Consider the following 26422-nt stretch of genomic DNA (forward strand, 5'->3'; position numbering starts at 1 on the left):
TTGAGACCTCCTTGGTCAAGGCTGAACGGCCGCCGGGGCGTCGTGCTGTCCGGTCGGCGCCGGGCGGGTGTCGCGCTCCCACTGGTGCTGCCAACGGCGCTCCCAGGAGCGCATGAGGGCGGGGCAGACGACCCGGTGCCTGAAAGGCCTGATGGCGGCCATGTAGGCGGTCCCGAGACGGCCGTTGGGTTTCACCAGGACGGCCATCTGGCCGCGCCAGCCGCCCTGCTCGTCGGGGACCCAGCCCAGGTGCACCACTCCGTGCATGGTCCGGTTGGCGATCTCTGCGGCACGTTCATTGCCCGACTGGTAGAGGAAGGTGAACGGCGACCGACCGTCGCCGGGGTGGATGGCGGCTGCTTCAGGCAGCGTCGGAGGCAGGCGGTGACGCAGGGACCGCACCCGGGTGTCGAGCCCGCCCCGGTCCCGGTCCAGGCCCAAAGCGGCGCCGAGCTTCCAGCGCAGCTGCCACAGCATGCGCGCGACCGGCGGGGCGTCCTGCTGGAAGTCGCCGTCCTGAAGCACCGACACCAGAGTCGTGAAGCCGTCCGGGCCGCCGGGGGTCGGCAGGGCCCAGACATCCTCCAACCGGAAGTCGGGAGCGATCTGGTGGATCAGCCAGGGCTGTGTCTCGTGGGCCGTGTTCGGCAGGCGCATGGATGCACTCCGATCGACATGCATGGTGCTGCTCCTCGGGGTTCTCGTGAGGGTGGACCCGCTGTGGCCGCGCTCCGGACGCTCCGGCCAATGGGTCACGTCGAAGCGCGGTCCGGTCACGGCGCGGGTCTCGCCGGCGCCGTCAAGTCACCCGCCGCCGGGGCCGGACGAGATCCCGGCTCCATCACAGGCGGCTTCGCCCGGGCGGCCGTCTGCGAGGTCAGGCGACGCAGCATCCGGACATGTGCCGTCATCTTGCGGTGATCGCTGTCGTCCGGCCGGAAGGCGTGAAGCGCCCGGTCCAGGCAATCCTCGATCAGAGTGTCGTGCAACCAGCGGAAGACCAGCGGCCAGGCGAGCCGGGCGGTTCCGTGCAATCGCATCGCGATGACGTGGCGGAGCACGGTGCTGCCCGGTTCGTCGGGCTCGACGGTGAACTCGTGGAACCCCTCGAAGCCGCGCGGGGCACTGAAGCGGAACCTCACCCACTGACCGGGCACGTATGCCACGACGGTGTAGCCGATGGGGCCGTGACCGCCCCGCGAACCGACGCGCAGCCCTCGGTCGAACCTCATCCTCGGCCAGGCCGGATACGGCCACAGCGGGTCGTCGTCGCCGGCCAAGGCGTCGATCAAGGCACCGACCTGCTCGGGTGTCGCCGGAATCCGGCGCTCGTGGACGTTCAGCACTGCCATGGTGCAGCCCTCCCGGGATATTGGAGAAACCTCTCCACTTGAAATGGAGGATACTCTCTATTTCAGAGCTGGGCCAACCGGCTGTGAGGGCCTGCTGGATGGCGAGGCAGAGAAGCCGATGCCGCCGACGCGGTTCCGGCCCGGCCGAGCCCCTGTCCTGCCTGGTCAGTCCTGGGCGAACAGGGTCGCTGCGACGTGGTGGCTGTCCGCGTACTGCGTCACCGAGGTGATCTTCGCGTCCCGGACGGTGCAGACTCCGGCGAAGTTGTTGTCATAAACCGCGCCGTTGGCAGCGGTGGCCTTCGAGATCCACTCCGCGAGCACCTGTTCGCCGTCCGCGAAGGTGTTGATGAGTTCGATGACGACCGGCGCGGTGGGGTCCAGGCGGCGGCTCATGCTGCCGAGGAAGTCGTTGACGATGGCCTCGCGGCTATCCCGCAACAGGGAGATCGGCAGGCTGCCCGGGTACAGCCAGGTGGCGTCCTCGGCGAAGCTGTCGATGACGACCTTCGCGTCGCGTCGCGGACGGCCGCGACGTAGCGGACGACGACGGCCTTGGGGTCCAAGAGGGTGCTCTTTCCCTGCTCCTTCGTGGTGATCGTCTCGGCTGGGCGGATCGTTCGACGGGGATTCGGCCGAGCTTGTCGTCAGGACTGGGCGGCCTGCGCCACCGTGAGGACCGCGTTGCCCCGGTGTCCCGGCCGCGCAGGCGGTCCAGGATGTCGGCGGTCTCGGACCGGTCGGCCCGCAAGCCGGTCTCAGGGTGCAGGACCCGGGCGGCGACGAGCCGAACCAGGGTTCGGAGATGCTCTCCGTAGGGGGTTCCGGAGTCGGCGTAGTGGAAGTGGCGCAAGGTGGCCGACTCGGGACCGGTGGAGAAGTCGAAGAAGTCGAAGGTGACCGGCTCCCGGCTGGCCTGGCCGAACCACACGGGGGCGCCGCGCCGGGCGAGCTTGGCCAGCGCCGCGGGCAAGCTCGCTCCGCCGATGGACTCCAGGACGACGTCGAACGGCCCGGCGGCCACGGCGACTTCGGTAACCACCGCGGACGCGCCCTTCTCTGAACCAGCCATGCAGGGGGGTATCGGCCCGGGTTCGGGCCGATGCCATCGCGTGTGCGCTCATCGGTGATTCTGAGGCTGCGGTGTTCGACCAGGACGACGTTGCACCCTGTGCCGTAGTGGCGGCCGATCCCTGCGCGGCTCTCTAGCAGGTGTATTGCTGCTGCGCCTTGATGATCGGCAACATTCATCTGTTCTGGTGTCGCCTGGGTGGGGATGTTCGAGCGAGCCGGTCCGCGCCGACAGAATTCGATCATGACTGACTTCCCGCGTGGGCATTTCTCGGTCGTCAATCAGGCGACCGGCCGGGCGGTGCGTGTGCGGCTGGGCCGCACCGTGGACTACAGCTACCACCGGCTGGGGACCAGAAGTACCTGCTGGGCCGGACCGACTCGCCGGGGCTGGAGCTGGGGCCGGCCGACGCCAGCTACGCGACCCGTTGGTACTACTCGAACCACAATGACTCTCTGGAGAGTCAGCCCTGGTTCACCAACCTGCTGAACGACGTCTGAAGACCTCGCCCAGAGGCTCGGCGCGCTGATCCCGGAGAAGTGGACGACCCGCGCCGAGCAGGAGTACGCCGAAGAGCTGGCGGTCTGGGAGGAGGAAGGGGAGGCCTTCCAGGGGGTGGTGGAGAGGCTCAACAGCAGGCAGGGCGTCCTGCGAGTAGTGGTTGCGAAGGACTCCAACGGGGGCGCGTGGGGCATCTTGTGCACCGCTGATGAGGTGTCAGGGCGTGTCCGTAGGACTATGAGACCGATCTCTGGTTTGGTCGGATGATGCCAGTTGGTGGGATGATGACCGCCATGACGATCACCAGAAAGGCCGATGCCGCGTAGACGGCCTGGACGCGTCCGTGCCGAGCTTCCCCGCCGGCCCCGGATGCCGGACGACCTCACGATCATCCGTGGCCTCTCCTTGGCAGCTCTCGCTGAAGTTCAACGGATAGAACGTCAGAAGAAGTACCTGTGGCCGGGCTCGATCGGGTCGGCCATGGTGCGCTGGAGAAGCTTCGTCCACCAGCCGAACCGACGCCTGTGGGACTATGGGAGCGACGGCTGCACGGAGTGGGCATGTTGCGGAGACCCGTGGTGGGCCCGCGAGTGCCTCGAAGCGGTGATTCTGGCGATGTCCCGACGGCGGGCACGTGAACTCCGCTGCCTCGTCGAAGCTCTCGACAGACGCTACTGATGGCTGGCGGGGCGGCTCGTGTTCGTGTCGTGGGCGGCCTGGTGCTCGGGCATTTTCAAGCAGCGTTATGCGGGTGGGTTGTCCCGTGAACCTGGTGCAACCACTCGTTGAGAGAGATGTAGTCCGGGTCGGTGAGGCCGCGGCGGGGGTCGACACGATGGAGGAGGGCTTGTCCTTGATGGTGTGCGGATACCCAGGCGCGATCGGTGTCCGTGATCTCATCGTCGACCCAGGCGAATGGGCGCCCGGCTGCCCAGCTGATGAGGGCGCGGGTTTTCCAGTGCAGTCCGGCCCGCTCGGCCCGCTTGTCTTCGTCGGAGGGCTCCGGCCAGACCACCACTGCCAGTTGCGGCAGGCCGATCCGTGGCGCGATGCACGCGTTCGCGTCAGCCATCCATGTCGTGGCCCAGACCAGATCGCACGGTAGCGCCGTCAATCGGGGCCCGTGCTCGGGATTGATCCTTGCCAGAAGTGGATTCGAGTCGGTTCCCAGTGGTTCGAGACCTGTCTCATAAGTCGGATACCCGTCTGGATACTCCTGCGGTGCTGTGCCGAACGGAATGAGCGGCCCGTCGACATCAAGGAAGAGCACTGGACGCTGTGCAGTAGATCCGGTCACGGCTGCACGATAGTGGCTCTTCGGGAGGCCGAGAGCACTGGCCAGGACGAGAGGTCACACTCCCGGCCCTCGTTAGTTGTGCCATCCCGCGAGGTTGGTTACACGATCACTGTGTAGCAGGGCGGGGCGGCAGCCGGGTGTGGCGGCGAATGAAGTGGCGGGCTGGATGCTGCTGTTGCGGGGCTGTACCTGGCTCAGGTCTGTGAAGTCGTTGGGGGAGATGACCTTGCGCTGCACGATCGAGAAGAAGATCTCGATCTGGTTTGTCCAGGAGGCGTGGACGGGGCCAGGGCCTTGAGCTCGGCGACCTGCACGGGCGTGAAGCGGGCGGGGCGCCCGCTGCGCCTGCGGTCGGCCAGAGCCAGCAGACCGCCGTCGGTGAACCGGCCCCGCCAGGTGCGCACGGTGTCCTTGTGTACCCCCGCCTCGGCAGCAATCCGCGCACTGGACCTGCCCCGGGCCGCCAGGAGCACGATCTGCGACCGGATCCTGCTCTGGTGCGGAGTCTTGTGACCGTAGGCCGCCTTCTTCAACCGGTGCCGCTCGGCGACAGTCAGGGATATGCGGCGGGCGGCAGGAACTGGCAAAGCAGACAGGCCGATCAGCAGAAGTGGATCACAACGCCATGGGGATCTTACTCATGCGGCTTCGTGGTGGAGTACGTCCAGGGCGGTGAGTTCGTCCTCGGACAGGCGCAGGGAGCCGACGGCCACGTTCTGGGCGAGGTGGTCGAGGTCGCCGGTGCCGGGGATGGCCAGAACGTGGGAGCCCTGGTGCAGGGTCCACGCCAGCCGGATCTGGGCCGTGCTCACGCCGTGGGCGCGGGCGATGGCGACCACCTCCGAGTTGTTGTCGGTGGTCGCGCCGCTTTCACGTCCGGTGCCGGCGATCGCATAGAACGGCACGAACGCGATGTGCTGTTCACCGCAGAGGTTCAGGAACGCCTTCTGCTCGGGTGATGCGCCGATGCCGTACATGTTCTGGACGCAGACCACGGGCGCGATGGCCTGGGCCTCGGCGAGGTGGCGGGGGCGGATGTTGGACAGGCCCAGGTGACGGATGAGTCCGGCCTCGCGCAGTTCGGCGAGTGCGCCGAAGCGTTCGGCGATCGAGCCGGTGCCGACGATGCGCAGGTTCACCACGTCGAGGTGGTCGCGGCCGAGCTGACGCAGGTTCTCCTCGACCTGGCCGCGCAACTGCTCAGGGGTGGCATGCGGCAGCCACTGGCCCGAGGGATCGCGGCCCGGTCCGACCTTGGTGGTGATGACGAGGCCGTCTCCGTAGGGGGCCAAAGCGCGGTTGATCAGTTCGTTGGCGGAGCGCAGCGGCGAGAAGTAGAACGCGGCGGTGTCGATGTGGTTCACGCCGAGCTCGACCGCGCGGCGCAGCACACGGATCGCCTGGTCACGGTCGCGTGGGACGGCGTCGACCGCGAACGCCTCGCCGTGTTGGGGCAGGCGCATCGTGCCGAAGCCGATTCGGTTGACCGTGAGGTCGCCGAGTTTCCAGGTGCCCGATGTCGCTGTGGTGATCGTCTGTGAAGTCATGGCGGGATGATCTCCGCGCGATAGGCTGGCCCGCCATTCATTCACACATACCTGAATCCATTGAGGAGTGGTCGTCCTGGCAGAGTTGGCGTTCTCGGCGAGCGATCTGGCGCAGGTGCGGTTTGCCGTCTCGCCGATGTGGGAGATCGCGCCCAGCTTCCGGCTGCTGACGTCCGCCGCCGCACATCCAGTCCACCGGGCCTGGGCCGACCAGGTGCGCCCGCGTCTGGTGGCCGCCGGGCTGGACCGGGGCTGGCTGGCCGAGTTGATCCCGCGCACCGGCGGCTACGTCCCCGACTTCCTCAACCCGGCCCCCGCCGGACCGGCCCCCACGCCGGCGGCAGAGTGGGATGCAATCCTCGCTTCACCCGCCGACCGGGTACGTCAAGACCTCGACCACCTGGCTCGCCACCAGGGGCATCTCGGCCCCCGGCTACGGACCCTGCGCGCAGACCCGCGGACCCGCCTGGCCAAGGTCACAGAAGAGATCGAAACGTACTGGGAACTGGCACTCGCCCCCTACTGGGCACGAATCCAGGCGGTGTTGGACACAGACATCCTCTACCGGGCCCGCATGATCGCCGAGCACGGGGCGGGTCGTCTCTTCAACGACCTGCACACCTCCGTGAGCTGGGGCGACAACGGGCTACAGCTGACCCGCCGAAAGCAGCCGCTGACCCGTAACACGGCAGGTGCGGGACTGCTGTTGATCCCCTCGGCCTTCACTGGTCCAGGACTGCGCACCCGAACGACGCCTCCGGACCCGCCTCAGCTCGCCTATCCCGCGCGCGGTGTCGGCTCACTGTGGAAGACGCGGCGCACGCCCCGGGCCGACGCTCTCGCCGCCGTGCTGGGCCGCTCGCGGACCCTGTTGCTGATCGAACTGGAGACCCCCGCCTCCACCACGCAGTTGGCCCACCGCACCGGGCTGTCCCCGGCCGGGGTATCCCAATATCTAACCGCGCTACGCAACGCGGGCCTGGTCAGCGCCCACCGCGTCGGCCGCTCTGTCCTCTACGCCCGCACCACCACCGCCGAGACCCTCCTTCAAACTGCCTCCGACTGAGGCTCCGAAAGTCAACCCCCGAAAGACTTCCGGAGCCGACCCCTAGGGCCTGTCCGGTGGATCTGGCCGCCTTCGGTCCGGGCCGCCGTTTCGGTGCTGGTGAGTGGGGGTGTGGTGCGTCCAGCTGCAAGGCGGAGGAGGGCGGCGACGCGGAGCGTCGGCAACCGACGACAACGCCGCAGATGGGCGTGCCACACCCCCACGTCCCAGGCAAGATCCACCGGACAGGCCCTAGGCCAGCAGGTCCAATGCGCAGCGCTCGGCGAGTTCCTCGGCGTGCGGGGGCAGCGGCCGACCCGCGCGCAGATATCGTCGGACCACTGCCAGCGGCAGTTCGATGACTGCCATCATGATCCGGTCGACTTCGAGCTCGGCGGTGGCCCCCGCGCGCTCGGCGAGTTCTGCCACCGCCTCCAGCACGCGCTTGTTGCCGTCGTCGGCACGCCGGGTGTACTCCTCCGGCCATTCATCGCGGCCGAAGGATTGCGGTCCGTGCAAGAGCACCACGGCTTCCCGCGGGTTCTGCCGACTCCAGGCGACGACGTGCCGGGCCGCGGTGGCCCCGGCCCGCAGCGGATCCCTGTCGGATTGCAGCGCGGTGAGGTATCCGGTTTGGAAGTGCTCGACGGTCCGCAGCCACAACTCGGCCAGCAGGGCAAGCCGCTGCGGGAACCGGTGGTAGATGGAGCCGTTGGGCACGCCGCTGGCGCGGGCGATCGCCGACATCGTCACCGCCGCTGGCCCCGCGTCGGCCGCGATCCGCACGGCGGTGTCCAGCAACTGTGTCTCGTCGTAGCGAGGTGGTCGGGCCATGAAATAGAGAGTACGCTCCACATCGCGGTGGAGCGAGCCGTGGTCGACTCGTTTCGTGACCCGATCCTCACCATGGGGTGAAACGCCCCTCCGGCCGGGGTGGGTCGCCGCGGCCGGCGGCAGGATGTGCGGCGTCGGGCGGCTGCGTGAGTTGCCGGACGAGACCAGGTCGCGCGGTTTACAGGACCCACCCTCATTCCCGGGGCGTAGTGCCGGAGAGTGTTGATCATCATCCTGCCTGCGGCGGTGACGGCTCTCGCGGCCGTCGCGTATCTCGTGACCGCCCTGTCCGTTCCGGCCGTCTTCCGCGCGAAGGTCCGCAGGGTGTTCGCTCTGGTGGCCGTGGCCGTGGCCGTGGCCGTGGTCTCGCTCGGCGCGACGAGCCTGCTGGTCGCCGACAAGGTGCCCGGGCTGCGCGGCGCCGCCTTCGACCAGGCGATGGGCTCCGGCGTCCACGCCGACTGGGCCGCCCGCTCCGAGAAGGCGTTCGAGACGTCCGGAGCGCGCGGCACACCCACGGTCCTCCTCGACGGCAGGCCCGTCGGGCCCGATGACGCCCTCTACGAGGCGGGTGCCTTCGCGAAGGGCGCTCAAGGAGCGCGGCATCGGCTCACGCCACGGGTTCTGTTCGAGCTCGTGGACGCGTTGCTGTGCGCGGATGCCGGGTCCCACAGACGCCGCCCGTCAGGGTGACTGCTTCGAAGTCTCCGGGGTATCGGAACTCGGCGCCTGTGTCAGAGCAGCTTGAGCGACCTCGCTCGGTCGTTCATCGCGGCGCCGACGCAGGGTGTGGAGCTGTTGTACTGCTGCTGTGTGCCGTTGTAGTAGATGTCCGAGTACAGCACGACATAGCAGTTGTTCGCAGGGATCAGGGAGCTGACGCGGTCGTTCCAGTCGTCGAGGTTGTCATACTCCCAGTCCCATTTCCCGTCGTCCTTGCACGCTGCGGGGACCGTGAGCGTGAGGGACCCGCCGCCGTAGTTCCAGTCCTCGTAGAGGATGCCCCGACGACACGTCCCTTCCGCGGAGCCCAGTCGGCGTAACTGCCGGACCGGTGACGAGCGGTCGCACGCGGGCCGTTTGTCCGATGCAATCTGGCCAACGGCAGGACATGCGCTGGACGGCACCGCAGAACGGGTGTTCCCTGGTGGCGTTCCAGGGCCCGACACTGCCGGGCGGCGGAGTCGGCCGCGCGGCCCCGAGGTGTTCCGCGCAGGTCAGCACGGGGGAAGGGGCCGGACAAGCGGGGTTGTCCGCGGACAACTGGGGGACCGACATGCGTAGAACAGGACGACCGCAAGGAGCACCGAAGGGTGCGACGCGAGCAGCGGATGCCTTGGCCGGTTTCCTGAGGGACCTCACGGCCGAGCTGACGGTCCGTGAGCTCGGCCAGCGGTACGGCGGCGGCAAGACGATGTGGAGCGACTACCGCAGCGGTGCCCGGATCATTCCTCTGGGCAGGCTCAACTCCGTGGTACGGGACCGGGTACGCGACGGCCGCGGACGCGAGACCCTGCTCCAAAGGGCACACCGGCTGCACGAGGCGGCGCTTGTCGCCCAGGCGGAATCGGGGCCGGGCCTCAAACTCGACGAGGCCCTGCAGCGTGCCGAGGCGGATCTCGCCGAGGCCGAAGGGCTCGTACGGAGCCTGCTCTCCCTCGTGGGCAGACTGCTCGATGACGAAGACGGGTCGTGGGCCGCCGTGCCGGAGCCGGAGCGGCGGCCTGGTGCACCCGAACCGGCCGACACTTCGCCACCGGCGTCCGAGCCGGACGCGGCGCAAGGCCCCGAGCCGATGGCCGACGGCCTCGTGGACCGGGCGCTGCGGCAGTTGGAGGCCGTACGGTCCCTCCACCGCGGTGCCCGCCAGATCCTGGGCCGGGCGCGGGCGGAGAGCCGGGGCGCCCTGCCCGCCGGGTCCACGGCGTCGGTGACAGCTGGCACCGATCTGGTGCTGGCGCTGGCGCGAACGGCCGACGCGCTGGCCGGCACCGGGCACGAAGTGGAGTGCCTCTGGCGGGAGCACCGGGCGGCGGAGAGCCGGCCTTTGCAGGGTGTAGTGCTGGAGCGGACGGACCGTCCTTCTGCGCTGCGGGTCATCGCTCAGACGGCCTTGCCGCCCCTGCCGTATGACACCTCGCCCCCGTTGCCGGTGCCGGTGCCGACTGGCACGGCCGGGCAGCTCGTTGTCGCCGCCCCGTACCATCGCCCGGTCCGCTCGTCCCTGGCCATGACCGCCGTCCTCGCCGTGTTCACCGTCCTGGCCGTCGCGGTGTCCGCAGCGACGGCCATGGTCGTCGTAGAACGGGAGCGGCCGGCCGCGCCTGCGTCCGTCTCGCGGGAAGTCCAGCCCTACCTGGTGCAGGTCCAACCGCCGTCGGGCGCCACTGCGCGAGCGACGACGCCGGTTACGACGCCGCCCGCCAGCCCTTCCTCCATCCCTGCACCCCCATGGGCCGCGACACCAGCCCCGGTCACGACGCCGCCCGCGCAGAGCGGCGGGTTCGTGAAGCAGCCCTCGCCGCCGCCCGTGGCCGCGCCTGCCCCCACCGACACGAAGCCGCTTCCCACGTCCGCGCCGCAGGTGCCCGATGCCCCCGACGGCCTGTTCCGGCTGGCGAACGCCGGAAGCCACCTGTGCTTGGCCACTCCGGCCGGCAGCCCGGTCCCTGCGGCCGACATGATCCAGACCGGCTGTGGTGAGGGCCCCGAGCAGCAGTGGCACCTCACCCGCGAGTCGTCCGGCCCGTCCGCCGCTGTCTATTCCATCCGTAATCGGTTCAGCGGCCTGTGTCTGTCGGTGGAGGGAGCCAGGGTCGAGAACGGCATCCCCGTCACTCACTATCTGTGCGGCGACCGGCAGGGCCTGTTCCCCGACCAGTTCTGGACGCTGCGTTACCGAAGCCCCTACCGCGCCTGGCAGCTGGTCAACGTCAACAGCGGCAAATGCGCTGGTTCCCGGGCGGGTTCGCGGGACAACGAGCCGGTGCTCCAGCAGGACTGCCGTGACGATCCTTGGCTCATGTGGCAGACGTGAGCAGGGCGGAGGCCTCCTGGCGGACGGGAGCGGATGGAAGTCGGTCGCCGGTGATCCGGTGACCGTCTTCCAGGTCGGCATGCCCCGGGTAGCGCGCAGCCGTGGCGGGGGGGCAGGACGGACCGAGCTGTCGACACGAGTCGTGGAGGAGTGGCTCGACGCCTATCACCTCTCTGATGGGCGCGCTGGGCTGAGCCAAGGCGGTCCGGGGCGCGGCCCCGACCTCGTTGTATAGCGCTCACACGTTGGGAATCGGGCAGACCCTATGTCGGCCGCTCGGCCGCTCGGCCGCTCGGCCGGGACGCGGGTAGGGGCTTTGCGTGCCGGACAACGGCCTGCCGCCGCGGAGGGGGTCTGCCCGGGCGCCCGAGCCAGTGCCGGCTGACCGTCCCGGCTCGATAGTCGATGGTCAGGCCCGCGACATTCTCCGTATCGAGAACCCGTGATGGTGATCAGCGGCTGGTGATGTGACCTGGGGGTTGTTCCGGTCGCGCCAGACGTGGGCCTCGGCCTCGTCCCTCGGCGCCGGCTGGGCTGATGCGACGGCCAGGCGGCTGTCGGCGTCGATGATGACCTGGATGTTCGCAGAGAACCGGTAGGTCCTGGACGAGTCCCCGACTTTGGCGGCCGTGTCCCCGTACACCGTCGATGCAGCCGCGAGTGCGAATCACCGACGACGAGCCAAAAGCAACACAACCGGGGCTCCCACAAGCCCGGTTGCCCCTATGACGACACCAGGGTGGAGTTGGGTCCCCAGGGCGCCGGACAGGGCGACGCCCACTCCCTGGACCGTCATGAGCCCGCTCGTCTGCACCGTGAACAGGCGCCCCCGGTAGCCGGGGGCTGTCGCGGCCAGAATCAGCGGGTCGATGCCCTGGTTGCAGGCGAAACCCGCGCCGGAAAGCGCCAGCAAAGCCGCTGCGACGACAACGGACGGCCCCAGGAAGAAGCCGATCAGCGGGATCTGGGAACCGAAGGCCAGGGGAGTGATGAGGCGCCGACGGGCGTCGGGGGACAGCCTCGCCACGACGAGTTCGCCGACGACCGTGCCGATGGCGTACCCGGTGAAGAGCCAGCCCGCCGCCGTAGCCGCGGAACCCGCTTCGGCGGTGTAGGCGACGGCAAGACCATCGCCCACGGACGAGAAGCCGGGAACAGCCCAGGTCAGCAGGACCAGCTGGCGCAGCGCCCGATTGGTCCGGAGGTGCTGCAGTCCTTCTGCCGATCCCTTCACCATGGCCTGCAGCGTGCGCTCGCCGTCCGGGTCACCGGCGGGGGCGGCGGGCGTGCAGTACCCGATGAGTGCGGCGGAGATGACGAAGCTGCACGCGTCCACGGCCAGGAGCCACAGCGGTCCGACAGCGGCCACCAGGACACTGCCCACGGCGAATCCGGTCACAACCGCCGTCTGGCTGATGGTCCGCAGCAGCGAACGACCGACCGGGAAGAGATCGCCGTCCAGGAGATGGGACAGGCTTGCCGCCCTGGCTCCCTGGAAGAGGGGCGCAACAAACCCGGTGACGAGCAGGAGTCCGAGCAGGCCGAGCGTCGGCATGCCCGGAATCAGCATGGCCGCGACGCAGACGGCGCTGAGCAGGTCGCAGTAGACCAGGACCCGACGCGGCCGGAACCGGTCGGCGAGTGACGACAGTATGGTGCCGCCCACGGCGTAGGGCAGGAACGAGCATACGAGGACCAGCGCCGACCACAGAGCAGAGCCGGTCCGCTGGAAGATCAGGATCGACAGGGCAACCTCGGCGGCCAACGTTCCCACCATGGACACGGCGTGCGCGACGAACACGGCGCGCATCCCCGGAACGCGGAGTACCGACCTGACCCCGGGAACCGGGGCCGTACGGACCACGGAATCCGGCACGGACTGCCCCCAACTTTCGCAGTTGATCCTGGTGGACCCGGCGGGAGCAACCGGCCGGGTCCACCAGGAATCTCACTTCAGTGTTGCGCTACCTGCGGGTTCAGTGGGCGTGACGCATGACGGTTCTCCTTCCCACATCGAGGGTGGTTGAGCCGTTCCCTGTGCTTGCGTGTGACGCGGGTTCAGTGAACGTGGCGCATGGCTCCTCCTCTCCAACGGCCGGGCCGGGTCGAGGATCTGCGTCTTTGTGGGCCAAGTGAGCGTGATGCATGGCGCTTCCCCTCTCCGGTCATCTGTTCGGGGCTCGTTCCGGGACGATCTCCCGTAGCTACGGGAGATCGTCCCGGAACGAAATCTGGAGGCTGTGCATCCCGTGCTCGGTCACGTTCGGACGCGGTACGGGTTCGGAGACGAGCCGGGCGTTCGGATACCGGCGGCCGATGGTCCCGAAGGTGCTGCGGGCCACTTGGACGGCGACCTGCGCTCCGAGGCAGGCGTGCGGGCCCCGACCGAAGCCGAGGTGGCGGTTTGGCGTCCGGTCCCACCGCAGGGATTCGGGGTCCTCGAACACCCGGGCGTCTCTGTTCGCCGCCCCGAGGAACATCGAGACGATCTCACCCTTGCGGATCTTCTGCTCTCCGAGGACGGTGTCCTGGACGCAGGCACGGCTCTCCACGTGCACGGGACCGGCGAATCGCACGAGCTCGTTGACCGCCTGGTCGGTGTCCACGGGGACTCGGTTCTCGGACGGTATACGAAGGAGTGTGAGCAACCCCGTGACGAGGAATCGGCTGGCCGTCTGGAAGCCGGCTTGCAGCACGACGCGCAAGGAGTTGAGCAGGACTTCGTGGTCGACTCCCGCGCTCGGTGCCCTCTTGACGACGTGCGCGGCAAATCCGTCCGGGAGTGGAGACTTCAGCCACTCTCCGGCCAGTTCGGTGAGCTTGGCGCGTGCCTCGACTCCGGGCTCATAGCACTCGGGTCGGAGGCTGGAGTCCATGCCGTCCACGATGGTGTTCGACAAGGGGACGAACCAGTCCTTGTCGGGTTCAGGAACGCCCAGCAACTGGGTAACGGCTCGCAGAGTAAGGGGTTCAGCCACTTTGGCGACGAAGTCGAAGGTCTTCTCCCCCTCGACGGCGGCCAGCAGCTCGTCGAGGGTGTCCTGTACGGTCCGCTCCAGAATTTGAGGGTCCGCCGCCTTGAAGCCTTCAAGCATCAGATGCCGGATCCGGGTGTGATCCGGCGGGTCGAGGGTCTGAAGGCTGAGCAAGGACGGTGGGGTGTCCACTCCGATCCGGCGCCAATCCTGGCAGAAGTTCTCGATGTCCCGCAGTGCGGTGAAGGCTTCGTCATAGCCGGTCACCAGCCATGCTTCGATGTCCGAGTCCCACAGGACGGTGGACTGCTCTTTCCATCGCCGGTATATCGGGTGCGGATCAAGCAGGGCAGCAGGTTCCAGCAGACTCAAGATGTTCGTGTCCGTCACGTGCCCGTTCCCTTCAGGCGTCATTGCGCGGGCCCCCGCCGGAAAGACACGTTGCGGGGGATGGTTCCACCTGCCCCGATCGACCAAAAGCGCTTCACACTTGGCGCGCTGCGGACACCGGAGCACACCGGTCCTGCCCGTGCCTGCTCATGGCCCCATCCACTGGCTCCCACGGGAAACGCGGCCATCGGTCACAGTGCTCGTGGACGGCGTGCCTCGTCCTCAGCCATCAGTCAGCTGCAGTGGACGTACATGCCGTTGTTGTCGGGCTGTCCGATGGAGAAGTTCCATGTCGGGGTCTGCCCGCTGCAGTTATGGCCGCCGGCGGAGAAATTCATGTTGCCGTGGTACAGGCGGGTGTTCGACACGTTGGGAGCCACCTTGATGAACCCGGAATCCCACCACCAGCTGCTGAGGTTCAAGACGGGAGCGTTGGTGTTCGCGCTGGAGTTGGAGCTTGACTTCACGTCGATCAGGCCGCCGTGCCAGTTGCCGTTGACGTAGTTGGTATTCCAGAGGTTGACCTCGGTGTAGGCGACCTTGTTGTTGGGGTCGCAGTAGTTCCACGCAAGGTAGAACGAACCGATCGACCGCCCGCCGGCAACGATGGTCTGCGACTGGCCCAGCACCTGGGCGCAGGAACTGGAACTGGCCTGCGCAGTACCGGCACCGACAGCGGCGAAGGCAACGCTCCCGGTGAGGACCGCCAGCGCGGTGGACAGCGAACGCACCCGGGTACCGATGTGCATGCTGTGGCGGACAAGCCTCATACGTCATCCCTCTTGGCCAAATGCTGCTCGGCAGCGTTCTGCCGTCACGCTCGCAGCTGCTTCCGACTGACGAGACCAACATCGCCACAGGCACCGTTGTCCGCACTACCCATACGGCAACCACGCAGGTCAGCACCCACCTGCGGGTGGACAAGAGGGCTTGTCCGCGGACAACGACTCTTGAGTGCGGGGCCGGATCGGCGCCCTGGGGATCGAGGGGCGAGTCGGGCCCCCGACGGCCGACATCGCCGGCGAACGCAGGGCACCGGCGGGCCCAAGGCGGCCCTGGACAGGCCCGCGCTTTCGTCGATGGGATCAACGTCAAGATCAGGGACGGGAAAGTGGCGAACCGTCCGGTCTACGTGGTGATGGCGGTGACGGTGGACGGCACCGGCGACATTCTCGGCATCTGGGCCGGCGACGGCGGTGAGGGGGGCCAAGCACTCGCGGCACGTGTTGACCGAGCTGAAGAACCGCGGCCTGGACGACGTGCTGATGTTGGTCTGCGACGGGTACCGCATCCTCCACCGCGACAGTCAGTCCGGCGCTTCCTCGCGGGCAGTGAACAGGCCCGGGCACGGTCTCCGCCGGAATCCGTCCGGGCTCCTCCGGCTGCATCGACACCGGCACCCTCCCCAAACGACAACGTCGGCTTCCAGGACCACAACTGGTCCTGGAAGCCGACGTCTCGCTCGGGCCCGGCCCGGATCGGCCAACAGGGTTCTCCTCTGGGGTGCCAGGCCACGGGCATGCCGTGGGCGCGCTCAGTCCTGCTCGCCCGTCCATTCCAGAGTCGTGCTCAACGGTTCAAGGGAAGCCGAAACGATCGACGCGGACCAGTCGGCGTCGGGACAGGACGGCGAGGCGGTGCGCTGGTCTCGGCCGACAGGTACGCCATCGTCTCCGCGGAATCCCCTGAACACCCCGTCTTCCCCGGCCTCCCGCGCCCACTCGTCGAAGTCCATGTTGCCGATGGACATGTTCGCGTAGAAGGCGGAGAGCTCGGAAGCGGCGATCCGGAACTGCTGATGCTCGGCGTCTTGGAGGAGGTTGAGGGCCAGCAGCGGGAACGACGGGTCGGTCAGGCAGCGTTCGTCGGCCACGAGAAGCTCACTGAACAGTGGCTGCCCCTCATGGTCCCGCACGACCTCTGTGGTGAGGCTCTCCACGGTCGCCGCCGTGTACCGGGGGTCCTCCACCAGTGAGACGGTGGCGACGTTGTCGTACTCGTCCGGGATCCTCAGCTCGTCCAGGAGAGCCGCGAAGGCCGCGTCGTCCGCGATATACGTCCGTACCAGCGGCATGCAGTTCTGGTCGGCGGCCATGATGCGGGTCACCCGCTCGAACAGGTCGTCTTCCTCGGGGATGTCGTCGTGCACCGTTTTCCTTCCGGTTCAGGCGTCCACGTAGAACCGGTCGCCGGCCAGGATGCGCCAGGACTTCAGCCAGCTCTGGATCGCGCCGCCCTGCTGGTTGTTCTCGCGGGGTGGGACGAAGGTGATCTCCCGCTGGCTGGCGGGCAGTGTGGTGCCGCCTTCGGCGGTGGAGGCGAAGGGGTACTCGTCGCAGGAGGTGCGCCCGGCACGGCGCTCAGCGGCGGTGGGGGTCTTGCCCCTGCAGACCTCGTCCCAGTGCCGCTGCCGGATCCAGGATCCCAGCCAGGTCAGCGGAACGTGGCTGTTCGGGTCGCCCCAGTAGCCGCCCCTCTGACGCAGGGCACGGATGCCCGCCGATATGTACTTGAAGTTCTTCATGCTGACTTCGGTGGTCACGCTGGGGACAACGCATCCGGCCCGCATGCCCTTGAAGGTGTTGTCGCACCGGTAGCGGACGGTGGTGACGCTGAAGGAGGCGGGTTTGACGCCGGGCTTGCCGACGGTGAAGGTGTAGGTGGTGTCCTCCGCGCGGGCGGCCGCCCTGAGCAGGTCGAAGGTGCCGAGCACCTGTCCCTGTGAGGGTGTTCCGATTTCGTGGCCCTGCGGGTAGATGGTTTTGATCTGGTTCCCCGGCGAGGAGGCGGATATGGACACGGCCAGATCCCGGGCGTTGGGGGTGAAGACCGGGTCGGTGAGCGAGACCTGCTCGGTCCAGTTCAGTGACTTGCGGTCGAACCTTTGAATGATCCAGAGGTTGAACGTTCCTCCTCCGACTCTCTGGCCGTTGGAGAGGATGTCGATGGGGACGGAGCGCCCTTCGCAGGAGGAATAGCGGGTCACGACGAGATTGCCCACGGTGCAGCCTGCCTGAGTGGTGGCCTGAGGGCGTTCCATGGTCCGCACACCGGAGGGGTGGACGCTGACGGTCCGTGTGGCGGGGGCTGCTTGGGCTCCGGCCACGCCGCTGGCGAGCAGTCCGAGCGCTGCTGCCCCTGCGGCGAGGGCGCGTTTGAGTTTGGTGTTCACGTGGTTCTTTCCCCCTTCGCCTGGCGCCGGGTTCCCGCCGGTTGCGGGGGCGTGACGCCGGGCGAGGTAGAAGGTATCGGCTCAACTGGTGGATATCTACTGCCTGTTGGCCGTTTTCGTGGTGTGGTCACGAACAGCACCTTCGCGCGGGGAGCGGTACGGGTTGCCCGTCGGGCAGGGCATTGAGCTGATGGACCGGCCGCCGCTGACGGCGTGGGCGGCGTTCTGGGTTGGTTACCGTGTCGTCGATCGGGATGGGGGAAGCGGGAAGCTGGAACAGAGTGGTCGGTGCCGCCGGAGGGGTATCGGGTCACCCTGGACGTGCCGGGGGCCGAGGAGCGGCCGATGCGGTCGCAGGCGGTCTCGCGGGCGATCGGCTGGCGAGGGGTCCTCGAAGGTCGAGTCGATTTCGCGGACATGGTGGGTGACGGAGTCGAGTTCGGGGCAGTTGGTTCGGATCTGCTTGAGGTCGGCCGCTTCATCGGCTGTCAGGTTTCCGGGGTCGGTCATGATCCAGCGGACGATGCGGCGGGGCTGTGGAGCTGGGCGGCGCGCGGGTGGCGCGGTGGTGGCGGCCTTGAACGGGCGGAGGTAACGCTGGACGGTCTGGATGCTTCCGGCAAAGCCCAAGGCGACGATTTCCTGGTGGAGCTGGGCGCTGTTGTGACAGCCCTCGTTCCACCGCTGGTGGAGGCGGGGCGGGGTGCCGTCCCCGTCTCACGCGTCGCCGGGGGCTCCGCGCTGTGCCCGCTGACGGCGGACTCGGTGTGTGAAACACGCTGTGCTCCCGCCTGCCGGGCTTCTACGGCGTCAAGAATTCCCTCTGTGGTTCGCGGTGAACGTCGGTGTTCACAGGGGCGTTGGCGCGGTTTTGGGTCGGCGGGACCGGCTGAGGGCGATGACGGCGAGGCTGTGCTGCCCGCAGCCGGACGCGCAGATGTTGCGTACGGCGTTGCGCACCTGATGTTGCGTACGGCGCCGCGCCGCTGGTTCCTCGGCCGTGAAGGCACCCCGGACCAGACCGCCCTTCGGTGCTACATCCTTTGGCCTACTGTGTTTTCGACCCTGTGGAGGACGATCCTCCGGGTCCGCCGCGAGAGGATTGATCCGTGCGTATGACCATCGGATACACCCTCGAAAGCATCGGCTACGTCGTGGCAGGCCAGGGGGTCGTGAGCTTCGTTTCGCGGACCTTCTTCGGTACGGAGTGGGGCTGGATGCACAAGGTCGTCGACCTTTCGTCCACCGCTTACCTCGGCATCGTCGTCGTGGGGCTGGCGCTCATCGTCGTTGGGGTGAGGACGCGTAAGGCGCCTGAGCGCCAGGGGCTTGCCTGACTGGCGGTCCTTTCACCCCGCAAGTCATGCCCTGTCGTCAATGATCTGGGTCCCGCCCGAACCTGTGAGCTGTGGCGAACTGCGTTCGATGCCGGACCACCAATGACAAGCTCAGCCATCGGGCCAGCGGACGGCCACGGACACAGGGCTGTTCGTCGTTGCCGGGCGCCGGGTGCCGGTGGTGGGCTCATGGGGAAGGGGCGGGCAGCGGCACTCACGCATGTGAGCGGAGGGGCTGCGGCCTCGCGGGGGTGGGGGGACGTGATGTCAGCACCCGCACGTCCCCGCCCGGGCCAGGAGAGGAACAGGGGAGGGGCAGGGCGTGGCGGCGCTTCTGGGGCTCGGCCGGACGGTGTGTCGGGGTCGTGCGTCGGCGGCGCCTGTGCGCTGCGTCTGCCTGGCTGACGGCCCGCGTGCTCGCGGGATCGCGACGTGACCCGCTACCCCCTGCCGCGCTCTCGTGACGTGGGGATTGCTGGTTGTCTCGCGGTATGGCCGAAGCGTTCCATCTGACCGTCGTGCCCTTTCCTCACTCGGGACTGTCCGCGTGCGGCGCCCACTGCTGCTCGCCTGCCGCAGGAGCGCGAGGGCTTCTTCGGAAGAGGAGCCGGCGGAGGTTGTGCACACGATGAGGACCTGGTCCGGTGAGCGGGCGATCGACAGTGTCTGCTGGGTCACCGTCACCATGCCGACGACGGGATGGTGCAGCTCGTAGGACGCGGCGTCGCACGGCACCACACGGTGGTCGGCCCAGAGCGCGACGAACTCCGGGCTCTTCATCGTCAGCTCGCCGATCAGCGCCGCGAGCAGTGGGTCCTGCGGGTGCCTGCTGACGGCGATGCGCAGGTTGCCGACCACCGCGCGTGCCTTGGGCTTCCAGTCCGCGTACAGCTCCTGACAGCGTGGGCCAGGAACAGCATCCGGCTCATGTTCGGACGTCGTACCGGGTCATCCGGGTCGAGGAGGCCCAGGTGACCGGCCAGCAGGGCGTGCCCGAGGGCGTTCCAGGCCAGCACGTCCGTACGGCGGCCGAGCACCATCGCCGGGACACCGTCGACGGCGCGCAGGAGGTCGCGGGTTTCGTCGGCGAGGGTCTCCGGCCGCGGGCGGCGCGGCCTGCGTTTCTGACGGCCGGCGTCGGCGAGCCGGTCGAGGTGCTCGCGTTCGTGGTGATCGAGCAGGAGAGCGCGGGCGATCGCGTCGAGCACCTCGGCCGAGGCTCCGCGGGACTGCCCCTGTTCCAGCCGTGCGTAGTACGAGACGCTGACGCCCGCCAACTGCGCCAGTTCCTCGCGCCGCAGGCCGGCCACCCGTCTGCGGGGCCCGAGGTCGCGCAGCCCGACGTCCTCGGGCCGCAGTTGTGCCCGTCGGGCTTGGAGGAAGGCGCGAGTGGGCCGGGTGCGTTCATCGCCCCAGTATTCGTGCGCGGCCCGGCCCCAGCCACACCCTGCGAGGGGGAGGACAACTCGGGAGTGGCTCCGTGCCCGTGCGCGGGCCCAGGCTCGTTGCTGTCCGGCGACCTACCCCTGGCCCCGAGGACGGACTACATGGAGGAGAACCCCGATATGGATGAGAACCCCGATCAGATCGCCCTTGGCGATGTCACCATCACCCGAGTCAGAGAGTTCTACGGCTCGGTCGGGATGCCGCCGGGCACGTTCTTCCCGGACAGCCCCGACGGCTCGTGGGCCGAGCACCGTGACTGGCTGGCGCCCGACTTCTGGAACCCGCGGACGGACGAGTGCCGAACGGCGATCCAGTCCTGGCTGCTGCGCAGCGAGGGGCGCACGATTCTGGTCGACACCGGCGTGGGCAACCATAAGGACCGGCCCTACGCGCCGGTATGGAGCCGCCTGGAGACGGACTACCTCGACAACCTCGCCGCCGCCGGGGTGCGGCCCGAGGACGTCGACATCGTGGTCAACACTCACCTGCACATCGATCACGTCGGCTGGAACACCCGCCTCGACGGCCGGAGTTGGGTGCCGACCTTCCCCAACGCCACGTACCTGATGACCCGGCGGGACTTCGAATTCTGGGACCCGGCCAACGGGAACAAGAGCGTGCTTGGCTGCGGGAACCAGAACGTCTTCGAGGACAGCATCACGCCTGTCCACCAAGCGGGACTGACACACCTGTGGGAGGGGTCGTACCGGATCGACAAGAACCTGCGTCTCGATCTCGCTCCTGGGCACACCCCCGGCTCGTCCGTGCTCACGCTGGAATCCGGCGCCGATCAGGCCCTGTTCGTCGGGGATCTGGTACACACCGCACTGCAGATCGCGGAGCCGGAGACCAACTCCTGCTTCTGCGAGGACCCGGCACAGTCCCGTGCCACCCGGCACAGTCCCGTGCCACCCGGCACGCGCTGCTCGGCCGCGCCTGCGAGAACAACGCGCTCGTGTTCCCGGCCCACTTCGGCGGCCACGGCGCCGCGGAGATCGCGCGCAGCGGCTCGAAGTTCGCGATCAAGGAGTGGGCGGGCTTCTCCCGCATCTCCTGACGTCTCCTCCCCTTCCCTGCTCACCTCTTCCGGAGAGGAAGCTCCCGTGGACCGACAGGCAGATCCGTTCGCCGAAACCCCGGCGGGCGCCATACGCGGCCTCCGCGGCCGCTCAGGCGAGCGCTACCGCGGCCTCCCCTACGCGGCGGCACGCCTGCTACCTCATAGCCAACTACGCTCCGGGTGCCCCGCTACCGCCCCTCATCCTCGGTGCCGGTGCGTCGTCATGCTCTGGGGGCGCATGACGGAGCGTGTGGTGTCGGCGGGGGTGGTGGAGCAGGCGCGGCGGATCGACGCAGGCTATGAGGGGCGGGTGACGCTGCGTCAGAAACCAGCTGTTCCACCGGTTGTGCGCGGTCGGGGTGATCCCGAACCGGTCTGCCGCGTACCGGAACTGTCGGTGAAGCTCGCCGTCTCGGTCCGCGCCGGCCACGGCCCCGACCTGGTCGACTTGACGCGCCATATCCACGTGGCCCCGTGCTGGGCTGATGCCGGCGCGGCGCTCGCCGAGCTGGTCGGGGAGTTCCGTCTGGACCGCACCCAGGACCAGCCGGTGGCCTTGTACCTGTCTTCGGAGAAGGGCACGCTCCGGTGCTCTTTGAGGAGTGGGTGGGGGAGTTGGGTATCCCGGTGCTGGTCTCGCGCGGTTACGGCCGCGAGAGCTACCTGCGCCTCGTGCGTGAACGGGCCGGGGCCGAGCAGCGCCCGCGGATTCTGGCATACGTCGGGGACGCCGACGCCTCCGGTGAAGACGTGACGCGGGATTTCATCACCCGTCGGTCAACAACTGTGCGGCCCCGAGGACTGCGAGCGTCGCCATGACTGCGAGGTCCCCGATCAGCAGAGTCCAGCCCAGGGAGCCCCACCGGGCGGCCCACAGCCGGTCACTGCCCCGGCGCCAGCCTTGCCCCCCGTTCAGGTGCTTCCGACGATTCGGGTGCTTCCAGGGCCTCGGACACCAGGTGCTCCCGGTTCAGTCGGTGGGCCGGTTGGTGGCGTGGGCGTCCACGAAGTCCCAGACCACGGGCATGAGTTGCCCGGGAGTCTCGACCTGGGGCATATGGCCGGTGTCGGGCAGCAGTTCGTACCGGGCGTCCGGGATGGCCGCCGCGTACGCGCGTCCATAGTCGGCGTCGACGATCTGGTCGCTCTCGCCCCAGGCGACGAGGGTGGGCACCCTCGCCTTGGCCAGGCGCTCGCGCAGGGTGGGGTCGGCCATGTCGTCGGGGCCCGAGTACATCTGCAGGGCGGCGCGGTTGCCGGCCATGACCGCGCGCTGCTCGTCGGAGAGCGCGCTCGGGTCGAAGCGGAACTTCGACGGGTCGTGGAAGGAGAGCCGGGACAACTCGACCGGAGTCAGCGGGAAGGTGTCGACGACGGGGTGGCCGGGGACGTCGATACCGACGGCGTTGACGAGGGTGACGCTGGTGATCCGGTCGCTGCCGAGCGCGGCGATCTCGGCGGCGATCCAGCCGCCGATGGAGTTGCCGACGACGGCGACGTCCTCCAGACCGAGTACGTCGAGCAGCCGTATGTAGGCCTGGGCCAGAGTGGTGACATCGGTCAGCCAGTCGGGGCGGGCGGTGCCGTCGAAGCCGGGGTGGACTGGGGCGAAGACCCTCGCCGGCCGCTGCTCGGAGAGGAGTTGGGCGAAGGGGGCGACGGTCTGGGGGCCGCCACCGCCGTGCAGGAGCAGGAAGGGGTGTCCCTTCTCGCCGTGGAGGTCGACGGTGATGTCCAGGTCGCCCTGATCGAGGGTGACGGGGTGGGTGGTCCTGATCACGATGGTTCTCCTCGGGCGGGCTGAGATGGGCGGAAGGAAGGGCAGATCGGGCCGTCGTTACGCGAAGTCGGCGGCGGGGACCGTGGCGTAGCGGCTCATCACCTTGATGGTCGACTCCGGGGTGAGCTCCTGGCCGCCGGCGATCATGTCCCGCAGGTCGCGGAAGTACTGCACGTACAGGTCGGGCGTGAAGGTGTTGAGCATCACCGCCGGTTCGTCGCCGAGGTTCGCGAAGGTGTGCGGGGCGCCGGGCGGGATCATCGCAAGGCTGCCGGCCGGGGCGACGTGGGTCGTGTCGCCGACGGTGAAGTGCACGGTGCCGGAGACGACGTAGAAGCCCTCGTCGTGCTGGGCGTGGCGGTGCTGCGGTGGGCCCTGGGTATGGGGGGCGACGGTGATCTCGCCGATGCCGATGCGGTGGCCGGTAGTGCTGCCGTCCTCCAGGATGCGCATCTGCGTCGTGCCGAGGCGGATCGTCTCGCCGCCGTCGGGGCCGACCAGGGAGACGTCGTTCACGCCGGTCTCCTCACTCGTGCCGTTCATGTCACTCATGGCAGTCTCCGTCCCCTTTCACCTTCGTGAGAGTTCACTCTCACGGGCTCTCGGGATGAGGTTAGGGGGTCGACCCTCGTTATGCAAGTGAACTCTCATAACGAAGGTCGGCAGTGGTAAGATGCGTCCGGGGCGCACAAGCACGAGTGAGGGCATACGGATGGCGATGACGCAGGCCGGCACCGGCCGCACCAATCAGAAGAAGCGCACGCGTGCGGCGATCATGGAGGCCGCCCGTGAGCTCATCGGCACGGGAGGCGAGGTGACCATGCCCGAGGTCGCGCGCGCGGCCCTGGTCTCCGAGGCAACCGCGTACCGGTACTTCCCCGACCTGCCCTCACTGATCAGCGAGGCCTTGGCCGGCGCCTGGCCGCCCCCCGCAGAGGCGCTCGCCCCGGTCGCGGACTCCGCCGACCCCGTCGAACGCGTCGCCTTCGCCTGCGAGTTCCTGCTTCGCGGCATACTCGCCCGCCAGGGATCGGTGCGCGCGATGATCTCGGCCACCATCACCCGACCCGCGTCGGTGTCCGCGCGTCCCGGAATCCGCTTCGGCCTGATCGACCACGCGCTCGCCCCCCTCGAAGGCACGCTGGGGGCGACGGACCCGGAGGCGTTCGCCCAGCTCAAACGGGACCTCGCCGTGGTCGTCAGCGCGGAGGCGCTCTTCACGCTCACCGATCTGTGCGGACTCGACCCGCAGGCCGCGGTCGCGAGCGCCGTACGGACCGCGACCACCCTGACCGAGGCCGCGCGCGCGATCCCGTAGCGGCCGGAGGTTGCCGCGGCTTCCGGGGGCGTCCGGCGCGGGGCGGCGATGGGTCAGCCGGAGGGCGACGAACAACCAGTTCCGCCTCGTGAGCGAGGACGACGAGGCGGATACGGTCCCCCGTGTCCACGCATCTCTGGTGGGGGTGCTGGTCACCAACCCCACGCCATTGCTCGGGCGCCACGGCCGAGAGGGACCCTGACGGGGGTATCGCACCGCTTCCCACCATGGAACTCCGGACCGCGCTGCTCGCGCTCAACGACACCGGCGCCCCGTTCGCCGTACGCGAGGCCCACTTTGCCGAGGAGGGCGGCCTGGTCGCGAGCCGGCGGGTCATGGAGCCCGCCCGGGGCTCTGCCGCCTCCAGCAGGCAGGGGAGCGGACCCTGGAGATACGGATGCGTCTGGTCCCCGTGAAGCGCGAGGTGCGGAGCCTGGGATGAGCGGTGGCAGGTGACCTGGGCCGGGGACCCGTCGCGCCGGGCCGTGTCGCGTGAGTACGGCCGTGGCCCGGCGACGATGGTCGCCAAGGATTGGACGTACGAGAAGGGGCCGGTCGGGCGTTGCGCGGTCGGGGCAGTGAGGGTTCCGGCGATGGACACCGGAACCCTCTCCCGCGTGGAGTGCTCGGGTGCGTGTGGTGGCCGGATGGCCGATCAGTACCAGTAGTGGTCGTTCCAGGTGCCGCACGGCCACTGGATGACCTTGGTGCCCTGAGCCGTGCTGCCACCGGGTATGGCCAGGCACTGCCCGCTGTTGCCGTTGGCGATGTGCGTCACGCCGGCCCTGTCCGTGGCGAACGCCCAGTAGTGGTCGGCCCAGGTGCCGCACGGCCATTGGATGACCTGGGTGCCCTGGGTCGTGCTTCCGCCCGGTACGGCAAGGCACTGCTGACTGTTGAGGTTGACGACGTGGTACCAGTAGAAGCCGCTGGACGTGAACTGGTACTGCACGGACCAGTAGTGGTCGTTCCAGGTGCCGCACGGCCACTGGATGAGCCCGGTGCCCTGGGCCGTGCTACCGCCCGGCACGGCCAGGCACTGCCCGCTGTTGAGGTTGGTGATGTGGTCGTAGACGCCGTCGGTCCGCAGTCTGGGCGCCAGGGCGGAACCGGGAGTCTTGGCCAGCAACTTGGCGACGTCGGCCGGGGCTACCGGCGTCATGCCCTTCAGCGCGCTGACCGCGGCCGGGGATATCGGGAGATGGGCTGTCACCGGGGCGGCAGCCGCCGCGGAGGTCTCTCCCGGTCCGGCGGGCTGCGCGGAGGCCATCCCCGTGAGCGGGACGGTGAACAGCCCGAGCGCTGCGGCCAGCAGCGCGAGTCTCTTGATCACGTCGTGGTTCCTTCCCGACGGAGCAGCAGCCCTGCTCGGGCGACCTCGATCGGGCATTGATCGAGGCCGGGTCGAGTCTGGCCGGAGGGCCGGGGGAACGTATTGTTCGAATACGACCCGATATGGAGAGCGGGCATCCGGTTTTTCCGGACGGGGTGCGCGACACACCAGCTCCGCCCGACTGCGGACACCCTCTCGCGTGCACGGGGCCGACGGGGGTCCGGGTGATGGCGCGGCCCGCTGGGGAGGCCCAGCCGGTGCCGTTCAGGGGGCCGTCGCGTATGTCGAGAGCCCCTGATGGTGATTGGTGGTTGGGTCGGTGACCCGCGGGTTGTTCAGCTGCACTGGGCGGTGTTGAGTCTTGGTCGCTCGGTGAAGGTAAGCAGTGAACTCCCGGTTTGACGGAGTGCGCGCTTGTGACTTGGGGCTTTTCTCTGTCCTGAGCCGACGTCCTCTTCGCGATGCTCCGCGACGGCACCTTTCTACGACCCCCAACCCACCCCCACAGGTTGACGAATCCCATAGGGGTCCCGTGCTTCGGTGTATCGAAGTCGACGGCCCACCGCCGGTTTCTCATCTGGCACCGCGAAGGGCTGAAGCCCATGGTGGCGGGTCTCTAAACGCAACACGACGCCCCCCGCGGCCGCTGCTTCAAGCCCCAGCGTCTACACGCCGACACAGCCTACGATGCCACCCACCTGCGGAAATGGGTGTGAGGCAAACACATCGGCGTCCGGATCGCCCGCAAAGGCATCGAGTCCAGCGAACGCCTCGGTCGCCGCAGATGGGTGATCGAGCGAACCGTCTCGTGGCTCTCCGGCTACCGCGGACTCAGCCCCCGCTACGAACGCCAGCCCCGCAACGACCTGGCCTTTCTCGGCCTCGCCGCCGCACTGTGCTGCTAAGAACGACTCATCCGCCTCACC

22 protein-coding genes and 5 pseudogenes are annotated in these 26422 nt (G+C 68.6%); 9 read left to right on the forward strand and 18 right to left on the reverse strand.

Annotated features, from left to right (window positions below; translation table 11 throughout):
• Positions 1-15 precede the first annotated feature (15 nt).
• The 6 genes from ACGFRG_RS24445 to ACGFRG_RS24470 form a co-directional block, all read right to left on the reverse strand.
• Entirely contained in the window at positions 16-657 is a 642-nt protein-coding gene (locus ACGFRG_RS24445) for a DUF2867 domain-containing protein (RefSeq protein ID WP_393267152.1), read from the reverse strand.
• Positions 658-773: 116 nt separating this feature from the next.
• Positions 774-1352 carry an SRPBCC family protein gene (locus ACGFRG_RS24450; protein WP_393267155.1) on the reverse strand — a complete coding sequence of 193 codons (579 nt, stop codon included), beginning with the start codon at positions 1350-1352 and terminating at the stop codon, positions 774-776.
• A gap of 165 nt (positions 1353-1517) precedes the next feature.
• Positions 1518-2669 carry a nuclear transport factor 2 family protein gene (locus tag ACGFRG_RS24455; protein ID WP_393267158.1) on the reverse strand — a complete coding sequence of 384 codons (1152 nt, stop codon included), beginning with the start codon at positions 2667-2669 and terminating at the stop codon, positions 1518-1520.
• A gap of 989 nt (positions 2670-3658) precedes the next feature.
• Positions 3659-4222 (reverse strand): HAD domain-containing protein, encoded by a 564-nt coding sequence (locus ACGFRG_RS24460; protein ID WP_393267161.1) that lies wholly within the window; start codon positions 4220-4222, stop codon positions 3659-3661.
• A gap of 194 nt (positions 4223-4416) precedes the next feature.
• Positions 4417-4809, reverse strand: a complete 393-nt coding sequence (locus ACGFRG_RS24465) for a helix-turn-helix domain-containing protein (protein ID WP_393267163.1) — start codon at positions 4807-4809, stop codon at positions 4417-4419.
• Between the two features lie 51 nt (positions 4810-4860).
• Positions 4861-5769, reverse strand: coding sequence for an aldo/keto reductase (locus tag ACGFRG_RS24470; protein ID WP_393267166.1), 909 nt, complete (start codon positions 5767-5769; stop codon positions 4861-4863).
• Between the two features lie 67 nt (positions 5770-5836).
• On the opposite strand from ACGFRG_RS24470, the gene ACGFRG_RS24475 reads away from it, so the two are divergent.
• Positions 5837-6835 carry an ArsR/SmtB family transcription factor gene (locus ACGFRG_RS24475; protein WP_393267168.1) on the forward strand — a complete coding sequence of 333 codons (999 nt, stop codon included), beginning with the start codon at positions 5837-5839 and terminating at the stop codon, positions 6833-6835.
• A 231-nt stretch (positions 6836-7066) separates the two neighbouring features.
• On the opposite strand, the gene ACGFRG_RS24480 is transcribed toward ACGFRG_RS24475, so the two are convergent.
• Complete coding sequence (locus tag ACGFRG_RS24480) at positions 7067-7648, reverse strand: helix-turn-helix domain-containing protein (protein WP_361432892.1); 582 nt, start codon at positions 7646-7648, stop codon at positions 7067-7069.
• A 219-nt stretch (positions 7649-7867) separates the two neighbouring features.
• On the opposite strand from ACGFRG_RS24480, the gene ACGFRG_RS24485 reads away from it, so the two are divergent.
• Positions 7868-8341: a DsbA family protein gene (locus tag ACGFRG_RS24485; protein WP_393267172.1), complete on the forward strand. Its 474-nt coding sequence runs from the start codon at positions 7868-7870 to the stop codon at positions 8339-8341.
• Positions 8342-8382: 41 nt separating this feature from the next.
• Here ACGFRG_RS24485 and ACGFRG_RS24490 read toward each other — a convergent pair whose 3' ends face one another.
• On the reverse strand, positions 8383-8775 hold the full coding sequence (locus ACGFRG_RS24490; protein ID WP_393267174.1) for a peptidase inhibitor family I36 protein: 393 nt from the start codon (positions 8773-8775) through the stop codon (positions 8383-8385).
• Positions 8776-8984: 209 nt separating this feature from the next.
• Between ACGFRG_RS24490 and ACGFRG_RS24495 the strand changes: the two genes are divergently transcribed.
• On the forward strand, positions 8985-10685 hold the full coding sequence (locus ACGFRG_RS24495; protein ID WP_393267176.1) for an RICIN domain-containing protein: 1701 nt from the start codon (positions 8985-8987) through the stop codon (positions 10683-10685).
• A 472-nt stretch (positions 10686-11157) separates the two neighbouring features.
• On the opposite strand, the pseudogene ACGFRG_RS24500 reads toward ACGFRG_RS24495, so the two are convergent.
• From ACGFRG_RS24500 to ACGFRG_RS24515, 4 genes and pseudogenes are all read right to left on the reverse strand, one after another.
• Positions 11158-11304, reverse strand: a pseudogene (locus ACGFRG_RS24500) (IS5/IS1182 family transposase); the annotation flags it as partial.
• Positions 11305-11352: 48 nt separating this feature from the next.
• Positions 11353-12561: an MFS transporter gene (locus ACGFRG_RS24505; protein ID WP_393267178.1), complete on the reverse strand. Its 1209-nt coding sequence runs from the start codon at positions 12559-12561 to the stop codon at positions 11353-11355.
• A gap of 328 nt (positions 12562-12889) precedes the next feature.
• A complete protein-coding gene (locus tag ACGFRG_RS24510; protein WP_393267181.1) occupies positions 12890-14137 on the reverse strand; it encodes a cytochrome P450 in 1248 nt (415 codons plus the stop codon).
• A gap of 146 nt (positions 14138-14283) precedes the next feature.
• The gene (locus ACGFRG_RS24515; protein ID WP_393267184.1) at positions 14284-14799 is read right to left on the reverse strand and encodes a hypothetical protein; all 516 of its coding nucleotides are present in this window, start codon (positions 14797-14799) and stop codon (positions 14284-14286) included.
• Between the two features lie 323 nt (positions 14800-15122).
• On the opposite strand from ACGFRG_RS24515, the pseudogene ACGFRG_RS24520 reads away from it, so the two are divergent.
• Positions 15123-15339, forward strand: a pseudogene (locus ACGFRG_RS24520) (transposase); the annotation flags it as partial.
• Positions 15340-15584: 245 nt separating this feature from the next.
• Here ACGFRG_RS24520 and ACGFRG_RS24525 read toward each other — a convergent pair.
• Both ACGFRG_RS24525 and ACGFRG_RS24530 read right to left on the reverse strand, forming a co-directional pair.
• Positions 15585-16199: a DUF6924 domain-containing protein gene (locus ACGFRG_RS24525; protein WP_393267186.1), complete on the reverse strand. Its 615-nt coding sequence runs from the start codon at positions 16197-16199 to the stop codon at positions 15585-15587.
• Between the two features lie 15 nt (positions 16200-16214).
• Positions 16215-17222: a NucA/NucB deoxyribonuclease domain-containing protein gene (locus ACGFRG_RS24530; protein ID WP_393267189.1), complete on the reverse strand. Its 1008-nt coding sequence runs from the start codon at positions 17220-17222 to the stop codon at positions 16215-16217.
• A 1109-nt stretch (positions 17223-18331) separates the two neighbouring features.
• Between ACGFRG_RS24530 and ACGFRG_RS24535 the strand changes: the two genes are divergently transcribed.
• Positions 18332-18559, forward strand: a complete 228-nt coding sequence (locus ACGFRG_RS24535; RefSeq protein WP_361432870.1) for a hypothetical protein — start codon at positions 18332-18334, stop codon at positions 18557-18559.
• A gap of 540 nt (positions 18560-19099) precedes the next feature.
• Here the strand turns inward: ACGFRG_RS24535 and ACGFRG_RS24540 are convergent.
• Positions 19100-19967 (reverse strand): annotated as a pseudogene (locus tag ACGFRG_RS24540) (helix-turn-helix domain-containing protein); the annotation flags it as partial.
• Positions 19968-20124: 157 nt separating this feature from the next.
• Here ACGFRG_RS24540 and ACGFRG_RS24545 point away from each other — a divergent pair.
• Positions 20125-21062: pseudogene (locus ACGFRG_RS24545) on the forward strand (MBL fold metallo-hydrolase).
• A gap of 973 nt (positions 21063-22035) precedes the next feature.
• On the opposite strand, the gene ACGFRG_RS24550 reads toward ACGFRG_RS24545, so the two are convergent.
• Complete coding sequence (locus tag ACGFRG_RS24550; RefSeq protein ID WP_393267193.1) at positions 22036-22845, reverse strand: alpha/beta fold hydrolase; 810 nt, start codon at positions 22843-22845, stop codon at positions 22036-22038.
• Between the two features lie 57 nt (positions 22846-22902).
• Positions 22903-23397 carry a cupin domain-containing protein gene (locus ACGFRG_RS24555; protein WP_361432859.1) on the reverse strand — a complete coding sequence of 165 codons (495 nt, stop codon included), beginning with the start codon at positions 23395-23397 and terminating at the stop codon, positions 22903-22905.
• Between the two features lie 160 nt (positions 23398-23557).
• Between ACGFRG_RS24555 and ACGFRG_RS24560 the strand changes: the two genes are divergently transcribed.
• Both ACGFRG_RS24560 and ACGFRG_RS24565 read left to right on the forward strand, forming a co-directional pair.
• Entirely contained in the window at positions 23558-24163 is a 606-nt protein-coding gene (locus ACGFRG_RS24560; RefSeq protein WP_361432857.1) for a TetR/AcrR family transcriptional regulator, read from the forward strand.
• 227 nt (positions 24164-24390) lie between these two features.
• Positions 24391-24579, forward strand: coding sequence for a hypothetical protein (locus tag ACGFRG_RS24565; protein ID WP_393267196.1), 189 nt, complete (start codon positions 24391-24393; stop codon positions 24577-24579).
• A 239-nt stretch (positions 24580-24818) separates the two neighbouring features.
• On the opposite strand, the gene ACGFRG_RS24570 is transcribed toward ACGFRG_RS24565, so the two are convergent.
• Entirely contained in the window at positions 24819-25496 is a 678-nt protein-coding gene (locus ACGFRG_RS24570) for an RICIN domain-containing protein (protein ID WP_393267199.1), read from the reverse strand.
• 485 nt (positions 25497-25981) lie between these two features.
• Between ACGFRG_RS24570 and ACGFRG_RS24575 the strand changes: the two are divergent.
• A pseudogene (locus ACGFRG_RS24575) lies at positions 25982-26401 on the forward strand (transposase); the annotation flags it as partial.
• Positions 26402-26422: the final 21 nt, after the last annotated feature.

The sequence above is a fragment of the Streptomyces sp. NPDC048696 genome, assembly GCF_043198895.1.
Lineage (GTDB): Bacteria > Actinomycetota > Actinomycetes > Streptomycetales > Streptomycetaceae > Streptomyces.

Coding starts and splice junctions, on each gene's coding strand:
- ACGFRG_RS24450 (WP_393267155.1), bottom strand. CDS start 1,352: ATGGCAGTGCTGAACGTCCACGAGCGCCGGATTCCGGCGACACCCGAG.
- ACGFRG_RS24445 (WP_393267152.1), bottom strand. CDS start 657: ATGCGCCTGCCGAACACGGCCCACGAGACACAGCCCTGGCTGATCCAC.
- ACGFRG_RS24470 (WP_393267166.1), bottom strand. CDS start 5,769: ATGACTTCACAGACGATCACCACAGCGACATCGGGCACCTGGAAACTC.
- ACGFRG_RS24515 (WP_393267184.1), bottom strand. CDS start 14,799: ATGCACATCGGTACCCGGGTGCGTTCGCTGTCCACCGCGCTGGCGGTC.
- ACGFRG_RS24560 (WP_361432857.1), top strand. CDS start 23,558: ATGGCGATGACGCAGGCCGGCACCGGCCGCACCAATCAGAAGAAGCGC.
- ACGFRG_RS24455 (WP_393267158.1), bottom strand. CDS start 2,669: ATGATCGAATTCTGTCGGCGCGGACCGGCTCGCTCGAACATCCCCACC.
- ACGFRG_RS24565 (WP_393267196.1), top strand. CDS start 24,391: ATGGAACTCCGGACCGCGCTGCTCGCGCTCAACGACACCGGCGCCCCG.
- ACGFRG_RS24480 (WP_361432892.1), bottom strand. CDS start 7,648: ATGGCCCGACCACCTCGCTACGACGAGACACAGTTGCTGGACACCGCC.
- ACGFRG_RS24555 (WP_361432859.1), bottom strand. CDS start 23,397: ATGAGTGACATGAACGGCACGAGTGAGGAGACCGGCGTGAACGACGTC.